The 20,308-nt window shown below is 68.7% G+C and carries 15 protein-coding genes; 5 read left to right on the top strand and 10 right to left on the bottom strand.

The window, feature by feature from the left end; all coding sequences use genetic code 11:
* Window positions 1-321 precede the first annotated feature (321 nt).
* Window positions 322-1,341, top strand: coding sequence for a LacI family DNA-binding transcriptional regulator (locus ACFYYN_RS35995; RefSeq protein ID WP_500549139.1), 1,020 nt, complete (start codon window positions 322-324; stop codon window positions 1,339-1,341).
* A gap of 455 nt (window positions 1,342-1,796) precedes the next feature.
* On the opposite strand, the gene ACFYYN_RS35990 is transcribed toward ACFYYN_RS35995, so the two are convergent.
* The gene (locus tag ACFYYN_RS35990; protein ID WP_500549138.1) at window positions 1,797-1,958 is read right to left on the bottom strand and encodes a ricin-type beta-trefoil lectin domain protein; all 162 of its coding nucleotides are present in this window, start codon (window positions 1,956-1,958) and stop codon (window positions 1,797-1,799) included.
* A gap of 1,219 nt (window positions 1,959-3,177) precedes the next feature.
* Between ACFYYN_RS35990 and ACFYYN_RS35985 the strand changes: the two genes are divergently transcribed.
* Window positions 3,178-4,767 (top strand): MFS transporter, encoded by a 1,590-nt coding sequence (locus tag ACFYYN_RS35985; RefSeq protein ID WP_500549073.1) that lies wholly within the window; start codon window positions 3,178-3,180, stop codon window positions 4,765-4,767.
* Window positions 4,768-4,981: 214 nt separating this feature from the next.
* Here the strand turns inward: ACFYYN_RS35985 and ACFYYN_RS35980 are convergent, their stop codons facing one another.
* From ACFYYN_RS35980 to ACFYYN_RS35960, 5 genes are all read right to left on the bottom strand, one after another.
* The gene (locus ACFYYN_RS35980; RefSeq protein WP_500549072.1) at window positions 4,982-5,386 is read right to left on the bottom strand and encodes a CBS domain-containing protein; all 405 of its coding nucleotides are present in this window, start codon (window positions 5,384-5,386) and stop codon (window positions 4,982-4,984) included.
* Between the two features lie 46 nt (window positions 5,387-5,432).
* On the bottom strand, window positions 5,433-6,953 hold the full coding sequence (locus ACFYYN_RS35975; RefSeq protein ID WP_500549071.1) for a DEAD/DEAH box helicase: 1,521 nt from the start codon (window positions 6,951-6,953) through the stop codon (window positions 5,433-5,435).
* A gap of 311 nt (window positions 6,954-7,264) precedes the next feature.
* Window positions 7,265-7,468 carry a cold-shock protein gene (locus ACFYYN_RS35970; RefSeq protein WP_326569993.1) on the bottom strand — a complete coding sequence of 68 codons (204 nt, stop codon included), beginning with the start codon at window positions 7,466-7,468 and terminating at the stop codon, window positions 7,265-7,267.
* Window positions 7,469-7,825: 357 nt separating this feature from the next.
* Entirely contained in the window at window positions 7,826-8,629 is an 804-nt protein-coding gene (gene trhA, locus ACFYYN_RS35965) for a PAQR family membrane homeostasis protein TrhA (RefSeq protein WP_500549070.1), read from the bottom strand.
* A 155-nt stretch (window positions 8,630-8,784) separates the two neighbouring features.
* Window positions 8,785-9,117, bottom strand: coding sequence for a helix-turn-helix domain-containing protein (locus ACFYYN_RS35960; RefSeq protein WP_500549069.1), 333 nt, complete (start codon window positions 9,115-9,117; stop codon window positions 8,785-8,787).
* A gap of 1,383 nt (window positions 9,118-10,500) precedes the next feature.
* Between ACFYYN_RS35960 and ACFYYN_RS35955 the strand changes: the two genes are divergently transcribed.
* From ACFYYN_RS35955 to ACFYYN_RS35945, 3 genes are all read left to right on the top strand, one after another.
* A complete protein-coding gene (locus ACFYYN_RS35955; RefSeq protein ID WP_500549068.1) occupies window positions 10,501-10,737 on the top strand; it encodes a GlsB/YeaQ/YmgE family stress response membrane protein in 237 nt (78 codons plus the stop codon).
* Window positions 10,738-10,822: 85 nt separating this feature from the next.
* Complete coding sequence (locus ACFYYN_RS35950; protein ID WP_500549067.1) at window positions 10,823-10,966, top strand: hypothetical protein; 144 nt, start codon at window positions 10,823-10,825, stop codon at window positions 10,964-10,966.
* A gap of 854 nt (window positions 10,967-11,820) precedes the next feature.
* Window positions 11,821-14,091, top strand: a complete 2,271-nt coding sequence (locus tag ACFYYN_RS35945; protein WP_500549066.1) for a hypothetical protein — start codon at window positions 11,821-11,823, stop codon at window positions 14,089-14,091.
* 176 nt (window positions 14,092-14,267) lie between these two features.
* On the opposite strand, the gene ACFYYN_RS35940 is transcribed toward ACFYYN_RS35945, so the two are convergent.
* From ACFYYN_RS35940 to ACFYYN_RS35925, 4 genes are all read right to left on the bottom strand, one after another.
* Window positions 14,268-16,736, bottom strand: a complete 2,469-nt coding sequence (locus tag ACFYYN_RS35940; protein ID WP_500549065.1) for a SpoIIE family protein phosphatase — start codon at window positions 16,734-16,736, stop codon at window positions 14,268-14,270.
* A 244-nt stretch (window positions 16,737-16,980) separates the two neighbouring features.
* Window positions 16,981-17,892 carry an endonuclease/exonuclease/phosphatase family protein gene (locus ACFYYN_RS35935; RefSeq protein WP_500549064.1) on the bottom strand — a complete coding sequence of 304 codons (912 nt, stop codon included), beginning with the start codon at window positions 17,890-17,892 and terminating at the stop codon, window positions 16,981-16,983.
* A gap of 167 nt (window positions 17,893-18,059) precedes the next feature.
* A complete protein-coding gene (locus ACFYYN_RS35930) occupies window positions 18,060-19,187 on the bottom strand; it encodes a sensor histidine kinase (RefSeq protein ID WP_499516475.1) in 1,128 nt (375 codons plus the stop codon).
* Window positions 19,180-19,863, bottom strand: a complete 684-nt coding sequence (locus ACFYYN_RS35925) for a response regulator transcription factor (protein WP_500549063.1) — start codon at window positions 19,861-19,863, stop codon at window positions 19,180-19,182. Before ACFYYN_RS35925 ends, ACFYYN_RS35930 begins: the two co-directional genes overlap by 8 nt.
* Window positions 19,864-20,308: the final 445 nt, after the last annotated feature.

The following is a 20,308-nucleotide window of genomic DNA, read 5'->3' as shown; positions in this document are numbered from 1 at the left end:
GCGCACGTGGAGGAGACCATTCCAGCCGTCGCGGGGAAAGTCAACGAATTCCCCGAAGGTTTCTGCCTGCTCGATGCATACGAGCAGGTCAGACCGAGTGTGGGAGGCGTCTCGCGCTCGCAACTAATGCGCTTTAGGGCAAGCTCACTGAAGCGCTTTAGTTCCGTCCGTCCACCCTGGTCGGAGAAACATGCGCGGGGCCGTACGATGTGTGCTCACATGCACGGAAGGGGACCACTCGCGGTGGCAGACGAGCAGCAGGCCAGAGGCGGGGCCGATGCGCCGGGGCACGGCCGTCCGGCCGGGCGCCGCCGTCCCACGATCAAGAACATCGCCCAGCGGGCGGGGGTGTCCGAGAGCGCTGCTTCGTTCGCGCTCAACGGCCGTCCCGGCGTCTCCGAGGTGACGCGCGACCGTGTGCGCCGCGTCGCCGAGCAGCTCGGCTGGCGGCCCAGCGCCGCGGCACGGGCCCTGTCCGGCGAAGGGGCGGCGACGGTGGGCCTCGTACTGGCCCGGCCCGCCGAGACCCTGGGCGTCGACTCGTTCTTCCTGCAACTGGTCTCGGGCATCCAGGAGGTGCTGGCCCCGCGTCATCTGGGCCTGCTGCTCCAGGTCGTGGAGGACACCGAAGCCGAGTGCGGTGTCTACCGTCGCTGGTGGGCCGAGCACCGCGTCGACGGGGTACTGGTCGTCGACCCGCGCACTGACGATCCGCGCCCAGCCCTGCTCGATGAACTCGGCCTCCCCGGCGTGGTGATCGGCGCCCTTCCCGAGTCCGACCCCGGTGCGCACCGCCGTCTGTCACAGGTGCGGGTCGAGGACGCGCAGGCCATGGCCGCCGTGGTCGGCCGTCTGCACGCCCTTGGCCACCGGCGCATCGCCCATGTCGCGGGGCTTCCGACCCTGGCTCACACCGCTCGCCGCATCGACTCGCTCACGAAGGAGGCGGCACGCCAAGGGCTGGATGCGGCACGGTCCGTGGTGACGGATTACTCCGACGCCGAGGGCGCCGCCGCCACACGCCGGATGCTGCAGGAGCCCGATCCGCCTACGGCGATCATCTATGACAACGACGTGATGGCGGCAGCGGGCTGGGGGGCGGCTGTCGGCCTGGGCCGCGACGTGCCCGACGACGTCTCCATCGTCTCCTGGGAGGACTCGGCTGTGTGCCGCCTGGTCCAGCCATGGCTGACCGCGCTGTCCCGCGACGCGGTGGCCTTCGGCCGGACCGCGGCCGAGGAACTGACCGCCCTCCTCGACGGCGGCGTGGCCCGCGATGTGACTCTGCCGCTCCCCCAGCTCATCGAACGCGGCAGTACCTCCGCACCGTCCGGCACCTAAGCACGGGGGCCTCCGCAACTTGACTCCCTTGCGCAGCCGGCCCGGGACGCGGGCGGGTGCCCCTACGGCGCAGTCGCTTTTTGACCGGAGAACAGCCAGGTCAACGTGACCGCGCGGACCAGTTCGAAGGGGGGCCCACAATGCAGTCTCGCACGTGTCAAGGACTCATCGGGGTCCCGCACGGTTCACCCGGATGAAGGTGAGTCCAGCGCTGTGCGCTCCATGCCGGCTGCGTACAGCGGGGTCCCGAGCTGGTTGTGGGCGACGACTGCGATCTGGCGTTGGGCGGCCACATCTGCAAAGTTCAGGTCCTGCTGGGTGAGCATGCCAGGTCTGGCCGGTGCTGCCGCAGGTGGCGAGGGCGAGCTGGGTGCCGTTGGTGGCGCTGGCCGACGGGTCGGTCAGGCACATGGTGTTCTCGGCGTTGCCGACCAGGGTGCCGTTGGTGGTGACCTTCACTTCTGGGTCGCATCGGTGTTGCAGGTGTCGATAACGATCAGCGCGCCGGCGGCGGTGGAGTTGGCGTTGGTGTCCAGACGCAGGCCGAGGATCTTGACGGTGCTGTCGGTTCCGATGGTCCATTTCTGGGCCGTGGAGGTGCTGCTGCAGGTGTCGATCTGGACTTTGGTTCCGGGGGTGGTGGCGCCGCCGGTGTCGTCGATGCATTTGGTGCCGCCGCCGGTGAGGGTGAAGCCGGTGACGAGGGGGCCGGTGACGCTGGCCTTCCGGCTGATGGTGTTGCCGGCGTTCTTGTTGGGTGTGTACCCGGTGTCGAGGTAGCTGGGGGTCTGGGTGGCGGTACCGGTGGCGGGATTGCTGGTCGTGGTGACGCCAGCATGCTTGGGCAGCGTCGCGGCGACGGTTCCGTCCTTACCGGGGTGTGCCGTGGTCTGGGTGGTGTCGGCGAGGGCGTTGCCGGTGGTGTCGTGATTGACGGCACCGGTGCGGTCGCCGAGGACGTCGTAGGTGTAGGTCTGCCAATAGGGAGCAGGACCACCGACGGTGGTGGTCTTGATGGGCGTCGTCGTGGTGGTCTGGACTGCTGCGGTGGTGCAGCCAAGGGCCCGTAGTTAGCCTGCTGGACACGACCGAAGGGGTCGTGGACGGCAGTGTCGAGGTAGGCGAGGGTGTTGGCGTGGTGGTGAAGCCGCCGATGTCGTCGAGGTTGCCTTGCCCGGTGTAGCCGTAGTCAATGTCCTCGGCGGGCAGGTTGCCGTCGGCCTGGCAGTGAACGGTGGACAGCAGTCCGACGGTGTCGGTGTAGCGCGAGGTGGCGGTGTAGGTGATGGTGCCGCTGGCTCGGTGGACTGGCCAGCGGCGGCGCATCCGTCGGCTGCGGGGATGGTCGGTGTGGTGCCAAGCGGCGGGTAGGCGGTGTTGTAGTCGGTGACGGCCTGACTGTAGGCCTTGCCTGCGGTGCCGCCAACGGTCCGGGCCGTTGCCCAGGACGCCGGTTCGTCTCGCTCACGGCGCAGTCACATGGCCGGCGATCACTCGGGCCGGTACATCAGCGCCGGACCTCCGAAGTACGAGGGCACCAGTATCAAGCCCCGGCCGCACAAGGGTCGGGTAGCTCGACGCCGTTCAGGCCGGGCCAGGGGATAAGGGCGACCTCACAGACGAAGAGTTCCAACGCGCCAAGGAGAAGATCGTGCACTGAGCGACACAGGTCGCGCAGGTACAGACTCCACCGTTGAAGGGCGGTCGCGGTCCCATCGATGCAGCCCGTTTTCGGCAACGGATGTACCGAAAGTAAGGGTATGCCTGCCTTATGGTGACCTGAGGGGTCGCGCACACGAGCCGTGACGCACACCGGAAGCTCTGGAGGTGCAAGCGGTGAGGCGATGGCGGGCTCTGATCATCCTCGGTACCGCCCAGTTCCTGATGGTGCTCGACACCTCGGTCATGAACGTCTCGATCAGCCAGTTGGTAGAGGACTTCAACACCGAAGTCACCTCGATTCAGGCCGTCATCACCCTCTACACCCTGGTCATGGCAGCCCTCATGATCACAGGTGGGAAGGTCGGGGACATGCTCGGACGCCGCAAGGTGTTCGGCATCGGACTGATCGTGTACGCCACGGGCTCCGCCCTCACCGCTGTGGCCCCGGTCCTGTGGGTGCTCACCGTCGGCTGGTCCGTGATCGAAGGACTCGGCGCGGCGCTGGTCCTCCCCGCGCTTGCCGCCCTCGTGGCCGGAACCTACCAGGGCCGGGACCGGGCCGTCGCCTACGGGGTCGTCGGGGGCCTGGCCGGAGCCGGCATCGCAGTCGGGCCTTTGGTCGGTGGTTGGGTCACCACCTACCTGACCTGGCGTCTGGTCTTCGCTGCCGAGGTCGTGCTGGTGGGGGCCATCCTCTTGGGCATGCGATGGATCGAGGATCAACCCCACCGCGGCTCCAGACCGCATCTCGACAAGGTCGGGGCCGTGCTGTCCGCCGTCGGCCTGGCCCTGGTGGTACTGGGTGTCCTGCAAAGCAGCAACTGGGGCTGGCTGCGGCCCCGCAACTCCCCCGTGACCGTCTTCGGCTTCTCCCTCACCTTCTTTGTCATCGCTGCAGGCGCCGTCGTGCTGTGGTTCTTCCGGTTGTGGGAGCGACGGCAGGAGGCTCAAGAGCATGAGCCCCTCGTACGCTTCTCGCTGTTCGGCGTGCCCACTCTGCGGGCCGGCCTTGCCGCGTTGCTCAGTCAGAACCTCATCCTGCTGGGCCTGTTCTTCGTCATCCCTTTGTACCTCCAGATCGTGCAGGGCCTCAGTGCCTTCGAGACCGGGCTGCGGCTACTACCTGTGTCGATCAGCATGCTCGTGGTCTCCGTGAGCGGCCCCCTGCTCGGCCGGTTCGCTTCGCCCCGCACAGTGGTCCGTACGGCCCTGCTGATTCTCATCGCGGCGATTCTCTGGCTGCTGGCCGTCATCACTCCGTCCCTCAACGATCTTTCGTTCGCCTGGGCGATGGCCTTGCTAGGCACGGGTATGGGCCTGCTCGCCTCCCAGCTCGGCAACGTCGTCCAATCCAGCGTCGGCGAGTCGGAACGCAGCGAGGTCGGCGGTCTCCAGTACACCGCTCAAAACCTGGGATCCTCCCTGGGAACCGCCCTCATCGGCTCGCTTCTCATCGGAGCACTCGTGCACGTGTTCACAACCCGGATCGAAGACAACCCGCAGATCTCCAGCGCAGCACGTCAACAGGTCGGCATCACCATCGAGGCGGGCGTCAGCTTCGTCGGCACCAACCAGGTACGAGCCGCGGCAGAGCGCACGGGCCTGGCCAAGCCCGAGACCGACGCCCTCGTGGCCGAGTACGCCGAGGCACAGCTCGGCAGCCTCAAAGCCGCCGTCCTCGCCACCGCCGGCATCGCGCTCGCCAGTTTCCCGTCCACCCGGCACCTGCCGACAGACCGGCTCCGCAAGCCCTCGCCTAGCTGAGGGCTTCGATCCAGGACGGGTCACAACAAGAGCCCCGGCCTGGCCACGCCCGCTCGATCCTTGCTGATGGCCTCATGTCGTGGGACGATCCCGCACGGCTGGCCCTGCTTCACCCTGCTGCGGCACCGGGCCCAGCCGTCGGCGCAGGGCGATGACACAGCGCATGATGCCTCACAGGGAGAAGAGGGGACGGTTCTGCCGCGGGGGAGGCGGTTCAGCGGGCAAGGGCGAGGACGCCGAGAGCGCTGCCTTGTTCGTCGACGACGGGCAGGGCATCGAGTCGGCGGAAGCGTGTGGCGTGCTCGGCTTCGGCCATCGTGGTCACGGGCGAGGTGAACGGCCCGCGGTCGCCGAGGATGTCGCGCAGATGGACCCGGTCGGTGTAGGCGGAGCTGTCACGAACGGCGGTGAGCTGGGCCTGGGTGACCAGTCCGGTGCCCAGGCCGTCGCCGTCGCAGATGAGCAGGTGCCCGACGCGGGCACTGGCCATGACGGACAGGGCCACCTCGACGGTCATGTCGTCACAGACCTGCGGTCCGGCGGTGTCCATGGCGTCGGCCACCGTCTTGTGCACGAGGGTGGCACTCGCCGAGCAGGGCTGCATCTGGACCAGCGTCAAAAGGTGCCTCCTGCAGAGATGGGTCAGTTTCCTGATCACGTGGTGCTCAGGCCGCCGCGTCAAAGGCGGACTGCCGCACGCTCACGCGGCGGGCACCCGAAGCGGGACTGCGTCGACCGCGGGAGGCCGCACTGCGCTTGCGTCGCTCGGGCGCCGCCCCCGGCGCGGTGATGATGACGGGGATGCCGGAGGGGGTCTGGGCGCCGGTGATACGGTTGAGGGCTTCATCGCCGGAGCGGACCTGGGTGGTCTGGGGCACGATGCCGGCGGCGGCCATGAGGCGGGTCATGTCGCGGCGCTGGTTGGGGGTGACCATGGTGACGACGCTGCCGGACTCGCCCGCGCGGGCCGTACGGCCGCCGCGGTGGAGGTAGTCCTTGTGGTCGGTGGGCGGGTCCACGTTGACGACGAGGTCGAGGTTGTCGACGTGGATGCCGCGGGCCGCGACGTTCGTGGCGACCAGCACGGTGACGTGCCCGGTCTTGAACTGGGCGAGGGTGCGGGTGCGCTGCGGCTGTGACTTCCCGCCGTGCAGGGCGGCCGCCCGTACTCCGCTGTTGAGGAGGTCCTGGGTGAGCCGGTCCACGGCGTGCTTGGTGTCCAGGAACATGATCACCCGGCCCTCGCGCGCCGCGATCTCCGTCGTCATCCGGTGCTTGTCGGTGCCGTGCACGTGCAAGACGTGGTGTTCCATCGTGGTGACCGCGCCGGCGGACGGGTCGACGGAGTGGACGACGGGGTCGGTGAGGTAGCGGCGGACCAGGAGGTCGACGTTGCGGTCCAAGGTCGCGGAGAACAGCATGCGCTGGCCCTCGGGGCGTACCTGGTCCAGGAGTGCGGTGACCTGCGGCATGAAGCCCATGTCGGCCATCTGGTCGGCCTCGTCGAGGACGGTGATCGCGACCTGGTTCAGCCGGCAGTCGCCGCGGTCGATGAGGTCCTTGAGCCGTCCGGGGGTGGCCACGACGACTTCGGTGCCACCCCGCAGCGCGCCCGCCTGCTTGCCGATCGGCATCCCGCCGACGACGGTGGCCAGGCGCAGCTTCACCGCTCTGGCGTAGGGGGTGAGGGCATCGGTCACCTGCTGAGCGAGTTCCCGGGTGGGGACCAGAATCAGGGCCAGCGGCTGGCGGGGGTCGGCGCGCTGTCCGGCGGTTCGGGCCAGTAGGGCCAGGCCGAAGGCGAGGGTCTTGCCCGAGCCGGTCCGGCCGCGGCCCAGGACGTCGCGGCCCGCGAGGGTGTTCGGCAGGGTCGCGCCCTGGATCGGGAACGGCACCGCCACACCCTGCGCGGTGAGCGCGGCCAGCAGCTCCCGGGGCATGTCGAGGTCGGCGAACGCCTCGACGGCGAGCAGTGCGGGAGTGATCGTTTTCGGCAGGGCGAACTCGCCCTGGACGGCTGCGGGCCGGCGGCCGTAGCCGCCCGAGCGGCTCGGACCCCCGGAACGGCTCGGGGCGGACGGACCGAAGCGGCTGCCCCGAACCGAACCAGCGGCGGAACCGAAAGCGGGGCCGCCGGTGCGGCGGCGGGTGCGGGAGGAGCGGTCGTTCGTACGCGTGGGGTTCATTCAGAACCTTCCTTGATACGGCACGTATCAAGGAATTCCCGCAGCGGGAGAGCAGCGCGGGGAATCACAAGAACGGGCCTCAATGGAATGCGAAAGCGCATCTGGCCTGCGGTAGCCCCAGTGCGGGGTGCAGGCGATGAAATGGTGACTTCACGTGGGCGTGAATCCAGTACGTCGACGGGTGCAGCTCCGAAGAGGTCCGCATCGGCGGGCAGGGGTTGTCCCACAGGTGACACCACCGTGGGACATGCCCGCAACTGGTGCCCGCACCCCGAGGGATTCGGGCATCAGCTACAAAACGGGCGCCAGCGTCAGGCGGGAACGATGTTCTCGGCCGTCGGGCCCTTTGGGCTCTGCGCGATGTCGTAGGTGACCTTCTGGCCTTCGCGCAGCTCGCCAATGCCCTGGGCGGCGATGTTCGAGAAGTGGGCGAACACGTCAGCGCCGCCACTGTCCTGCTCGATGAAGCCGAAACCCTTTGCCGCGTTGAACCACTTCACGGTGCCAGACGCCATGCCAAATCTCCTTTGGGGCAGTACACCAGCATCCGCACTGTACGGACACCGTGTCGCCGCGATGACGCCCCGCCCGGAAAATGACCGGTATATAAAAACGCCTCCAGTGGCTGAAAATACTCACGGAGGTGCTTGAAGTTTTGGGAACCGCGACTGCAACTGAGCTCGACAGTAGCATGCCGTATCGGCCCGCGTACGCTGAATAACTTCACTCTGTTCATTGCGGGTAAAACTCTCCCCGCGCCACGCGTTAAATCCTCGCCTCGCGGTCATAGATACTGGCCTGCCGGGAGCGCGAAGTTAAGGAAGATGGTTGCCGTTCGCCACTCGGATTGAGGCTGGGCCTCGCCGAGGCAGTCATGTGACTGCCAGGACGATGGCCGTGTAGTGCGCGGCGAAGGCGGCGATGGTAAGGGCGTGGAAGACCTCGTGGAAGCCGAACCAGGCCGGTGAAGGGTCAGGGCGCTTGAGTCCGTACACGACGGCGCCCGCGGTGTAGAGCAGGCCCCCGGCGATGACGAGCACGACCACCGCGGTGCCGCCGGTGCGCGCGAAGTCGGGCAGGTAGAAGACGGCCACCCAGCCCAGCACGAGGTAGCACGGGGTGTAGAGCCACCGGGGAGCCCCGATCCACAGCATGCGGAAGGCGATACCGGCCAAGGCGCCTGCCCACACCACGGCCAGCAGCACCAGCTGCTGGGCTGCGGGCAGCAGCAGTACCGCCAACGGGGTGTACGTGCCGGCGATGATCAGGAAGATGTTCGCGTGGTCCAGCCGGCGCAGGACCGCCTCCCCACGCGGACCCCAGGTTCCGCGGTGGTAGACCGCGCTGGTACCGAACAGCAGGCAGGCCGACAGCGCGTACACCGAGCAAGCCGCCACCGCCGCAGCCGAACGCGAAACGGCGACCAGGACGATGCCGCCGACCAGCGCCAGGGGGAACACGCCGGCGTGCAGCCAGCCGCGCATCCTCGGCTTCAGCGCAGCCGCCGCGCGCTCCACCCCGGCTTCCAGACCCGCGGCGCTCTGCCCTGCAGTCAGCCGGCCGGTTGCGCCAACAGGCGCATCAACCGCCGGGGGGTGGAGGGCTTCTGGCGTGGTGCCGGGGCGAAGCTGGGACTCCCGCCCGTGTGCCGGCGGCTGCGTCTCTTCGGCGATCATGCACTCACATTCTGAAGTCGGCGGAAGAATGCGCGGCCCGGCACGTCGCCCCGGACTGCGGGGTCGGCCGCCCAGGGCGGCTTCGCCAGGCACCCTGGGGCGGGCACATCGAAGACATCAAGGCCTTGATGACCTGGAACGAATCTATTTGCGCGTCAGCTGTCGGACGCCTGCCGGGATGCGGCGCGGCGGTACTCGGCGTTGATGCGCTGCGCCTCTGCGAGCTGGTCTTCGAGGATGACGATGCGGCAGGCGGCCTCGATGGGCATCCCCTGGTCGACAAGTTCCCGGGCGCGGGCGGCGATGCGCAGCTGGTAGCGGGAGTAGCGGCGATGGCCGCCCTCGGAACGCAGCGGGGTGATCAGGCGGGCTTCGCCGATGGCGCGGAGGAAGCCCTGGGTGGTGCCGAGTATCTCGGCGGCCCGGCCCATCGTGTAGGCGGGGTAGTCGTCGTCGTCGAGCCGACTGAACGAGTCGTCTGCTGTCATTGCACCTCTCTGCGAAAGCGCTCGGGGGGCCCTGGTGCCGTATGGCACCAGGGCCCCGAAGGAACTGCTACACCATCTGCCGGCCCTGGTACTGAGCCGGCCTTCTGTTTCCGCCCACCCGACCGGAATGCTGCCGGGGGTGCGGGGATCGCGGATGCGTGACCGGAGACCACCTCACTATCGATGTCCTGCGGTACCCGGGCTCACGATGTCCGCCCGGGCGATCCTGATGGCGCTCGGCTCCTCCGTTCTTCCCTCGGGAATCAATCACTTACCTACTGCGGGTACTGCTCTCCGGCGTACTGCTGGTGATGCGAACTGCTCAGTGACCTACCACAGCGCCACTGTCCGGCAGCCGGCCCCGTCGCCCGTCCTGCATCTGCTCCGGCTTGGAACCCCTCTGCCGAACCTCCCGGCGCGCGCGCCCGCAGCCGACGCCTTCACCGGGGTACTGCTCACTGACTTCACTGCTGGGTACTGCGAACTGCACTTACAGGTACCGCTTGTGGTGGCCCCTGATCACCGCGGGCCACCCGGTCCGGCGTCAGTCCCGTCGCCGTCCTGCAACCGCTCTGGCTTCGGAACTCCACCACCGCACCGTCCTGCACACTGCAACTAGCTGTACTGCGGATACTGCTGACCGGCAGTTCGTCTCTGCCAGGCCCTCTGGTCCCTCTGGGCTACGAGAGAAACAATAACCACACCACAGCCCAATGTCTACTCCAGCCAACACAGATTTTTGGGCGCCGCACGGTGAGGTAATCGGCGGCGACAGCGACGTGGACAGGGTGCGAGACGCCGGCCCCGGCGGCCGGGTCCACGACCCCCGGCCACCGCACCCTGCCGCCATCCAGGCGGTGAATCCCGGTCCCCACCTGCAGCATGACTCCCGGCGGGAGCGGCGCGGACACGGCCACCTGGACGAAAAGGGCCGCAGAGCACCCCCTTTGGCCTCCCATCGCCACACATGACATATCCGGCCTTTCATGGGATCTGCCCTATGAATGGCGGTTACCTGTAAAGCGGCTCAGTCCCGGCCGGGACTCGCGATGGGCACCCGGCCAGCCGTTTCAGCGCCATAAGGCAGTCGGCCTCAGGCCGAGCGCGCCCCGCCAGGGGCCCGCCGAGACGACGTCTCCCCCTCAAGCCCGCACACGGCCCACAGCGCCCCGCCCCGAGGCCGCCCGCCGCCGCGGCGCCTGACTCGAACCCGGCCCCACCCCGGGCCGCCCTCCCCCAGCCGGCCGGGATGAGCGGCCGCTGCGTTGATTCCATGCAGCGGGACGGCCCCGGCTGCCGCGGCTGCTCGCCGCTTGGGTATGCGTCGTACTCCCGTTGGGCGTAACACTGGGCCGGTCAGGTTGTCGACGCAAGGAGACAGCTATGGCGGTTGTTCACTGGCCTTCGGCGTTCTGGCTGGTCATGGACTGGCTGTGGGCCCTGCTCCTGGCCCCCGCCCTGGGCCTGATGGTGAGATCGGGCCCACCGTGGAAACGGCGGATCCCGCTGAGGCTGTCCACCGTTCTCGGAACGCTGGGTGTTCTCGCCGGCAACACGGCGGCCGAATGGTTCGGCATCGGGGACGAGCCGGGCATCGACTGGGACCGGCATTTCCTGTAACTGACCGGCGCGGTGGCCACTGTCACCGCATGGGCACTTTGTGGCGTTCTGGCCGCACAGTTCGCTTCTCCCTCGGGAGGCAACCGTGGTCTTGACAGCCCTGCTGATCCCGGTCCTGATGATGGTGCTCGTGCTCGTCCTCGACGTGCTCGAGGACCGCACATTCCGGGCCCCACCACCTCCGCCCACGGACGAGGACCAGGCCATCGCAGAACCCGCCCCGGAGTGAACGAGCTGACCCCTTGAGGCAGTCACGCCAGCGCACCAGCCTCTTCCTTCTCTTCCCCCGCGGCTGCCGCGCCAGAGGGGGAACGTGTCACCACCTCGCACCGGCTTGGCCACCCACCAGCAACCACACCCCCACGCCAGAGAAGCGCGTCCCCGCTGGCGCGGCCTCGATGATGCCGCCCAGTCGACAGGGCGCCCGCAGCGCAGGCGCATCACCTCGAAGCGCTTGCTACTGCAAGTCTAGTCAGGTGCCCGTCCCGCGAGCCGGGACGCGGCGGCATGGAAGAACGGGTGACGGCACCCGCTCGGATCCGCGTCGTCCCATCGACGGTTGCGGCGCGGTCCTACTGAACGCCATACGGGGACGCGGTGCGTGCTTGGCCGATCGGTCCACCCTGGGATAGAGCCATACCTCAATGTCGCCAACGCTGGCCGTCCACGTTTGCTCACGCTGCATGGCGGCCGGGGCCTCAGCGAGTTCGGCGAGCGCGCTTGCCGACTCTTTCATGACCTGCCAGCAAGTGACCGAATCATAGAAGCGGTGTAGGCGGTCCACTGCAGCCAGCAGGTCCCGTGCCGCCTCGCTTACATCAGTTTCAGCTTGCCCCGCAGAGATGCCCGTGTCGCGGAACGCGACGTACACCCAAATATTCCCACATTTTTAGTCTCTCGCGGTGACCAGGCGCCTGCATTCGCTGGCTGCGTCCTGGTACGGCGTTACGGCCAACTCGTCCCGTGGGAACGGTTTTACACCGACGCAACTGGCGCTCCCCCACTACGGCACGGTGACATCGTCAGCCATTAGTGTGGCGGTGACCTGCACCCCCATCCTCGGTAGCGACAGGAGCAGGACTGATGACCGGCCACGTGATGGCAGCCACCGACGCCGGTGGCGAGCGGCTCGCGGAACGTACCGTCTCCAAGGCGCCCGCTCTCGGTGAAGCCGCAGAATTCGGCGACGAATATCGGACGAACTACGTGTCGGTTCGCCATGGCCAGGACGACATCACCCTCTATGGGAAAGACGCCACCGGCACCTGGTCGGTCCTCGTCGCCGATGCCCCCGCCGCCGTCGTCGTGGAGATACGCCGCCAGCACGATGCCCTGTGCCGGCCGGAGCCGGCCTGGGACCGCGACCCTCACGTCGGCGACCCCTTCGCCTACGCCCCTCCCCTCGAGGAGGGTTACGTGTCGACCGCCATCGACGTGAGCGGCGAACCGTACGGCGAGCGGGTCAGCAGCTCGGCGCCGACGCTCGCCGAGGCCGCCGAGCTCGGCGATCTTCATGAAACGGACTACGTGATAGCGGGCCGGGGCGACGGCGATGCGGTCACGCTCTACGGGCGGGACGCCGGCGGCTCTTGGTCGGTGATCACGGCCGACGTCGATGCCGAGACCGCCGAGGAGGTGTGCCTGTGGTTCGACCTCACGCAGCATTACCGGGGCCGGACCTCGGCCGGCACACACCCCAGCGGCCAGGCCGGGCACCCTCTCGACCACGTCTCGGCACCCGAGGGCGGGCGGATGCCCGCAGCGCAGGCGATCTCGCTGGCCGTTGAGCGGATCCGGGCACGCCACCTGGACTACCCCACTCAGGGACTGGCAGCGGATCGCTTCGAAGCGGGCTGGAGCGTGTACGCGCCGGTCGACGTCGACGAGAGCGACCCGATGGCCTTCCTGAACATGCCGGTGGGCCGCTCGGTGTTCCTGGTGAGCGACGTCGGACGGGTCAAGGAGATATCGAGCTCGATCCCCCCACAGCAGGCGGAGGAGATGTTCACCGCCGAAGAGGCGTACGTTCGCCGCAGGACCGCCGAGGAACGGTTCATGACCGACCTCAGGGACGAAGCCCTGCGGCTGGACTCCGCCTCGGAAGGCTCCGCGGGCATCAGCTCCTTCACCATAGACGCCCCCGCCGAGGAGGCCGTCGCGTCCAGGGCATCCGGGCTGATCGGGCCGATAGCACAGCAGTTGGCCCAGCTCGGCCCACCAGGGTGGGACCGCCTTGCGGCGGTCTTCTCCTTCACGGTCTCCAGCGAGGTCGCCCAGCTGCGATTTTGGTCCGGGAAACGCAGCACCGAAGCGCGGGTACCCGAGCAGATAGCCCTGCTGGTCCGCCGGCAGCGGCACCTCGCCGCGCGAATGCCGGCCGGGCCGTGGTGGCGCCTGCTGCTCACCGTCAGCCACAGCGCCGGAACGAACGCCCAGGTCGCCACGGACTACGACTACGGCGACCAGCCCATCCCCGACGACGATCTACTGGCCCCCGAGAACTACCGCGACGACCTGGCCGCCTACCCGCGCGCCCACACACCGACATGGCTGACCGCATACGTCAGCAGCGCCGACGCGCCCGGCACCCCGACTCGCCCGGCACCGCAGGCCGCCGGTGCGACCACCCGGCCGCCCGACCCGCGGCAAGACAGGCCCGCGCCACCACCGCGACGGGCGCCGGCCCCACAACCCGACGCGGTGGCCCCTGGCCCGCGGAACCCGTACGACGCGCCGACACCGCCGCAGGGCCCGACGCCCTCCGCACGGGTGGCGCAGCCCGGCCGGACACCGGTCCTCGACACCAAAATCGGCTGGACAAGCCTCCACGCCGACCCCCAGGTGATCACCTACGGCAAGAAATCGATCGCGCTCGACCAGGTGGAGTGGATCAGCTATTCGGCGACCCAGATCGCCGAGAAACGCTTCATGTTCCCCACGTTCTACGAGAACAAGTGGGACTTCCAGGTGGGGCGGTACCCGTACCACGGCGGGCCGAAGGTCGCCGTGCACTTCTCCAGGGCGGGCCGCCGAGCCGACCAGCCCGAGGAGTGGACGTTCCTGATGAACCTGGCCAGACAGTACCTGGAGCCCCGGTTGCTCACCGAACTGGTCGCCCAGGTTCGCCGTGGTCAGACCATCACCGTCGGCGGCAGCGTGAAGGTCAGCCCGAACGGCATCGCGTGTGCCAAGCCGCGACTCTCCCTGCCCTGGGAGTCGATCAACGCTCCGCAGCTGAGGAACGGCATGATCTGCATCTACCAGAAGGGCGTCGACAAGCCGGTGCTGACCGTACCTTTGAGCCACCCCAACGCGGCGTTGATCCCAAACCTCTTCGGCACACTCACGTCATGATCGAACCGGCCATGGCCTGACTCGGTAGATGCCGGCGACTCCACCGCCGGTACAAGCACAATGTGGAAAGCAGCATGGCGTGACGTCGATGGCCAGCGCCACCGGCATCGCCCAGACGTCGCCATCGCAAGCTACTCGCGGTGGCCTCACCAACACAGATGACCTTGATTCGACTGTCAAGCAAGCTTGGGGCTGTATTCGGTGAGGAGTAGGGCGATGTCGTCGGCGCGATAGGGGGAACGCGTGGCGTGGTGGAGCAGCCGGTCGGCAAGTTCGTCCAGGGAGGTCGCAGGGGTGTGGGCCAGGCATGTCCGCAGCCGGTCGATCCCCACATCGATATCAGTGCCGCGTTCCTCGACCAGGCCGTCGGTGTAGAGGGCGAGGATGGAGCCCGGTGGGAAGTCGATGACGGTTTGCGGGTAGGCGCTGGTGTGGTCCACCCCGAGGAGGGGACCGCCCTCCAGGTCCAGCACGTCGGTCGTTCCGTCGGGGCGGCGCAGCAGGGGCGGGGGGTGGCCGGCGCGGGCGGCCTGCAGGCGGTGGCCGTGCTCGAGGCGGATGTAGCAGCAGCTGGCGAGCTGCCCCGGGTCGAGGTCGATGAGTGTGCGGTTGGTGCCCGCCAAGATGTCGCCGGGTGTGTGACCTACCGTTGTGAAGGCCCGGACAGCGCTGCGCAGTTGGGCCATGGTGGCCGCCGCGGCGATGCTGTGTCCTTCGACGTCCCCGATCACCAGGGATACTCCGTTGCTGGTAGGGATGACGTCGTACCAGTCGCCGCCGATGTCCATGCCGCTGGTGCCGGGCAGGTAGCGGACGGTGGTGTGCAGGTCGGGGAGTTCCGGTAGTCGGTGCGGCAGTAGCGCCTGCTGCAGGCCGCGGGCCAGGGCGAACTCCGCGTCGTACAGCCGTGCCCGTTCCAGGGCCTGGGCGATCAGGCCGGCGAGCGCGGTCAGGACGCTGCGGTCCTTGGTGGTGAACGGGTGGGTCTCGTCGAAGCCCAGCACGCAGGTGCCGACGGGGTGGTTGGAGGCGATCAGCGGCAGATATCCCCAGGAACTCACCTCTCCCACGGGGATGCCCGGGTAGTCCTTCGACAGGTCCTGCTGCGAACTGATGAACAGAGGAACGCCGGAGGTGAGGACCTCCGTGGCGGGTAGGTGGGCGTGCAGCGGCGTGCCTTCCAGCCAGTCCAGGAAGTCCTCGTGGTGGCCGGTGTGGAAGAGCAGGTGCATGGTTCCCTCACTGACCACGTAGATCGCCAGCTGCTGGCCCCCGAAGGCCGGTAGGAGCTGGTCGGCGACGACGTCGCACACCTCACGCGCGGTGACCGCTTCGGTCAGCGCGCTGCCGAGCTGCAGGACGTGGTACATCACGCCCAGACGCGCCGGTGCGCCGCCGCCAGGTCCCTTGGTGGTCGGCGTGGCGGGCGCCGGCTCGGGTGAGGCGGGCCGTGCCACCGGCGCGGCTGTGCCGGTCACGCCGCCGGCATCCGGGTGGAGGGAGATGGACAGCCACTGGTCCGGGGGCCGGCAGGCTATGAAAGAGGCCGGCATCTGCGAGATCACCACGGACCGGTGCCGGTACTCGACATCGGGATCGGACAGCCACGGCAGCACGTCCCACAGGCACCGCCCGAGCAGCGCCTCGCGCCGTACGCCCAGCAGTCGCTCCAGGCTGGTGTTCGCGTAGGTGACCCGGCCGTCCGGGCCAAGGGAGAACAGCCCGTCCCGCAGTCGCTCGACCGCAGCGACAGCCGCACCGCCGATCTGTGCGTCGAGAACCGCGCCAACCAGGTGGGTGCCCGCCTGCTCGTCGCCGGTTTCCGGCATGCGGCCCCATAGCTCGACCGTGCGATACCTCTCGCCGCTGTGCGCGCCGCCCTGGGCCTCTCGCACGCGCAGACGCCGTGCCGTGATCCTGCCCTCGCTGGCGGCCGCGCGGGCCGCGGCGCGGAAGGCGGCAAGGTCGCCGGGATGGAGCCGGCCAGCGAAGGTGTCCGCCCGTCCGTCGAAGGTGCAGGGGTCCACACCGACGATCGCACAGAGCTCGTCGTCCCCGGTAAAGGCGCCGGTCAGGAGATCCCAGTCGAACAACCCCACCCGCACAGCCGGTGCGCAGGGAGCCGGGATCTGGGCAGGAACCGTCTGTGGGCCGCAGTCGACGGGATCGCCGGTACGGCAGTGGAGGGCGCCCAGGGCAGCACCGAGCCGGTTGGCGACGGTCCGCAGATGGCGACGCTGCGTCTTGGGCAGCCCTTCACAGCCAGGCAGCGCGGCCCAGACGACCGCCAATGCCCCGAAGGTCTCCCCGCCTGCCCTGACCGGCACCGAGCAGGAGCCGAAGGCGTGCGGCAAGGCCACCGCGAGCTGGGGATACCTACGCGCCGTCTCGTCGGCATCAGCCAGGTGGATCGTGCGCCCGCAGCGGTAGGCCGCGGCAACCGGGATGGGGCTGTTCACCGGGATCAGACGCCAGCCGCCCAGCAGGGACGGAGGCACCCCGCAGGTCGCGGCGAGCACGAGCGAGCGGCGATCCCCAGAACGGAGGAAGACGCTCCCCGCGTACGCGTTCGTCCCCTGGACGGCCTTGACGACGGCCGCTGCCAGCAGATCCTCACGCTCCGCACTGACGGTCACAACACCCATATACACAGTGTGCGCAGGGTTGCCGCCCCCGTGGGCCCCGGTCACGACATGCCGCAGGTTGGGCCAGTACATCCCGCCCGCAAACTGACCAACGCTCCGGTCAGCCCGCCGGCCCACAGGTCAGCCGACCGGGGCGAGGGCCTCCCCGAGGCGTGACACCACAGACGGGGAACAGCAGCAGCTTCCCCTCCCCCGGCGGCCACAAACGATGCAGGTGGTAGCCAGGCGGCGCCCGCGGGTGAGTTCACCAGCTGATCCCGGCCGCCACCGGAAGATGATCGCTGCCGGTCTCCGGAAGCACCCAGGAGCTCTTCGGCTCCACACCCCTGACCAGGATCTGGTCGATCCGCGCCATGGGGAACGACGCCGGCCAGCTGAAGCCGAAGCCGTCACCGGCCTCCTCCTGGGCCGAGCGCAGCTGCGAGGTAAGGCCGGCGAACGTGCGGTCGTCCGAGGTGCCGTTCATGTCGCCGAGCACCACCATCCGCTCGCTGCGCTCAGCGGCGACGGCCTTGGTGAGCTTCGCCACGCCGTCGTCCCGTGAGTCCGTCCAGAAGCCGCCCCTGGGGGTCACACGCACCGACCCAAGGTGCACCACGTACACCGCGAGCGGCCCTTGGTCCGTGGCCACCGTGGCGCGCAGCGCACGGGGCGGGTCGACGGGCACGTCCTCGGGCCGTCGCTGTCGCGCCAGCGGTCCGACATTGCCGCGCAGCACGTCGACCGCCCGGATGTCCGACAGTGGCAGCTTGCTCCACAGTCCGACCGTGCCCTCGACCGCGTGGTGCGGGTACGTCTTCGCGAGCTCCTTCTCGTACGTGTCGCGGGCCTGGTCGGTCAGTTCCTCGAGCGCCAGCAGTTCCGCACCGGACGCGGCGAGGGCGCGTGCGGTCCCGGCCGGGTCGGGGTTATCGGCGCCGACGTTGTGACTGACCACGGTGAGGTCGGCGCCCGCCTGGGACTTGTCGGTGAGCACCCCGCCGAAGAGGCTCACCCACACCACGACCGGAAGGAGCAGCGCCACCACGGCCGTGGCGGACCGTCGCCACAGCGCGGCGGCGAGCAGCACCGGGACGAACACGCCGCACCATGGCAGGAAGGTCTCCACCAGTGAGCCGAGGCCACCGAAGTCCGTGATCTTGGAGTGCAGCGCCATGAGGAGGCCAAAGAAGACCGCAAGCGTCGCGAGCAGGATGCCGCGCTTCCATGGGCCCGGACCGGCGAGAGTGCGGACAGCCCTGCGGATCCGCGGATGCGGACCGTTGTCCTCATGGCCCGCGCCGCGCTGCTGGGATGCGTCGGTGACTTCTCGCACTGCTTGACTCACTGATCAGACGTCCTGTCGCTGAAATGTGCCGATGCTGCGGGCAGTTCGACGGCGATGCGGAGCCCGCCGTCCTGGCGCGGGGTGATGGTGAGGGTGCCGTCGTGCACCTCGGTGATCCGCTTGACGATGGCGAGCCCGAGGCCGACCCCCGAGTGATCGCTGTGCGTGCGCTCGGTGGCGCGCTGGAACGGTTCGGTGAGCGTCGCGACCACCTGCGGGGAGAGCTTCTCGCCGGTGTTCTCGACCGTGAGCAGCACGCTCTCGGGGCCCACGCTGGTCGCGACCTCCACGGAGCCCTTCTCGGGCAGGTTGTGGACGATCGCGTTGTGTACGAGGTTCGTCGTCAGCTGCAGCAGCAGCGCCGGCGAGCCGAAGCCCGTGGCGATGTCACCGGAGGTCTCCAGGGCGACACCGCGCTTCTCGGCGAGCGGGAGCAGTGTCTCGGCTGCCTCGTCCACGAGCAGCGACAGATCGACCGGCTTCCGAGTGAAGGACCGCTGTTCGGCCCGGCTGAGCACGAGGAGCGCCTCTGTGAGGTCGATGGCCCGGGCGTTGACGGTGTGCAGCCGGTCGAGTAGCTCGCTGAGATCCTGCGTCGGATCGTTGCGTGCCACGTCGAGGAGCGCCTGGGAGATGGCCAGCGGCGTACGCAGCTCGTGGGAGGCGTTGGCCGCGAATCTCCGCTGCTCGTCGAGGTGCGCCTCGAGCTGGCCGAGCATCGTGTCGAAGGCGTCGGCAAGTTCACGGAACTCGTCCTTGCGTCCCGGCAGCCTGATCCGGTGGGACAGCGAGCCCTTCGTGGCCAGGCGGGTGGCGTCCGTGATGCGGGTCAGGGGGGCGAGCATCCGGCCGGCGAGCAGCCAACCTCCGACGAGGCCGAAGATCAGCAGGAACGCCATGACCGATGCCGCCTTGGGGGCGAATTCGTGCAGGAGCCGGGATCGGATCGGGAAGACACCGTTGAGGGAGTCGGGGTCCTGGTTCGTGAGCATCGCACGATCGGGGACGTACGCCAGGAGGAACATCCAGACCGCCGCGAGCAGCAGAGTGCCCGCCACCATGAGGAAGCCCGCATAGCTGAGTGTGAGCTTGATCCGGACGCTGAACCCGGGCTGCCTATCCACAGTCGCCTCCTCCTGGCTGGGTGTCGATGCGGTACCCGGCACCGGGCACCGTGGTGATCAACCAGGGCTCGCCGAGCCGCTTGCGCAGCGCCGAGACCGTGATGCGTACGGCATTGGTGAATGGGTCGGCGTTCTCATCCCACGCCCGTTCCAACAGCTCCTCGGCGCTGACGATCCCACCCTCGGCGGCGGCGAGGACTTCGAGCACCGCGAACTGTTTCCTGGTCAGCGCGACATGCAGGCCGTCGCGGTAGACCTCGCGACGGAACGGATCAAGCCGAAGGCCTGCGATCTCCCGTACCGGCGGCCTGTGGTGCGCCCGCCGCCGGTCGAGCGCCCTGAGCCTGAGCACGAGCTCCCGCAGGTCGAACGGCTTCGTCAGATAGTCGTCGGCGCCGAGTCCGAACCCGCTGGCCTTGTCGTCGAGCCGATCGGCGGCGGTGAGCATCAGGATCGGCATCCCGCTGCCGGAGGCCACGATGCTCTTGGCAACCTCGTCCCCGCTGGGTCCGGGGATGTCCCGATCCAGGACGGCGATGTCGTACGCGTTGACGCTCAGCAGCTCCATAGCGGTGTCGCCGTCGCCCGCGATGTCCGCCGCGATCGCTTCGAGGCGCAGCCCATCACGGATGGCCTCCGCCATATACGGCTCGTCCTCGGCGATCAGCACTCGCATGGTTCGAGGCTACGAGCCGCCGCATATCGTGGGCATATCGAAAACCGCAGTCGTACCCGCGCCCCAGGGCGCATGCCTCAGGCCCCGCATACGTACCTGCAACACCGCCCTTCGTTGATTGCGGGGCATGAACCGCCGTGAACCCGTCACCGCTCGTATACGGCCCGTTCGGCCCGCATGTCCTGCCGTACTCGAAGGATCGCCGCCCTTGCCGTCACCGGCGCGACGCTCGGTGCGGTCGCCGGCTGACCGGATCGCCAACCGCCACAGCGCGGCTCCCACGGCGGCCGACCCCTGAAGTTCGACAGAAACGAATCTAGTTACTGAGGTTTTCAGGTCGGGGTCGGTGTGGTGATGGTCAGGCTGGTTCCGGCAAGGCAGCCGTTGATGAGGCCGGGCCGGAGCTGGATGTGTCGCAGGCCGCGCCGGAGGGTCTGCGTGAGGT

Source organism: Streptomyces sp. NPDC001902, from assembly GCF_042891295.1.
Taxonomy (GTDB): Bacteria; Actinomycetota; Actinomycetes; order Streptomycetales; family Streptomycetaceae; genus Actinacidiphila.
Note: the sequence above shows the minus strand (reverse complement) of the source record. Positions and strands in the feature narration are given on the sequence as shown.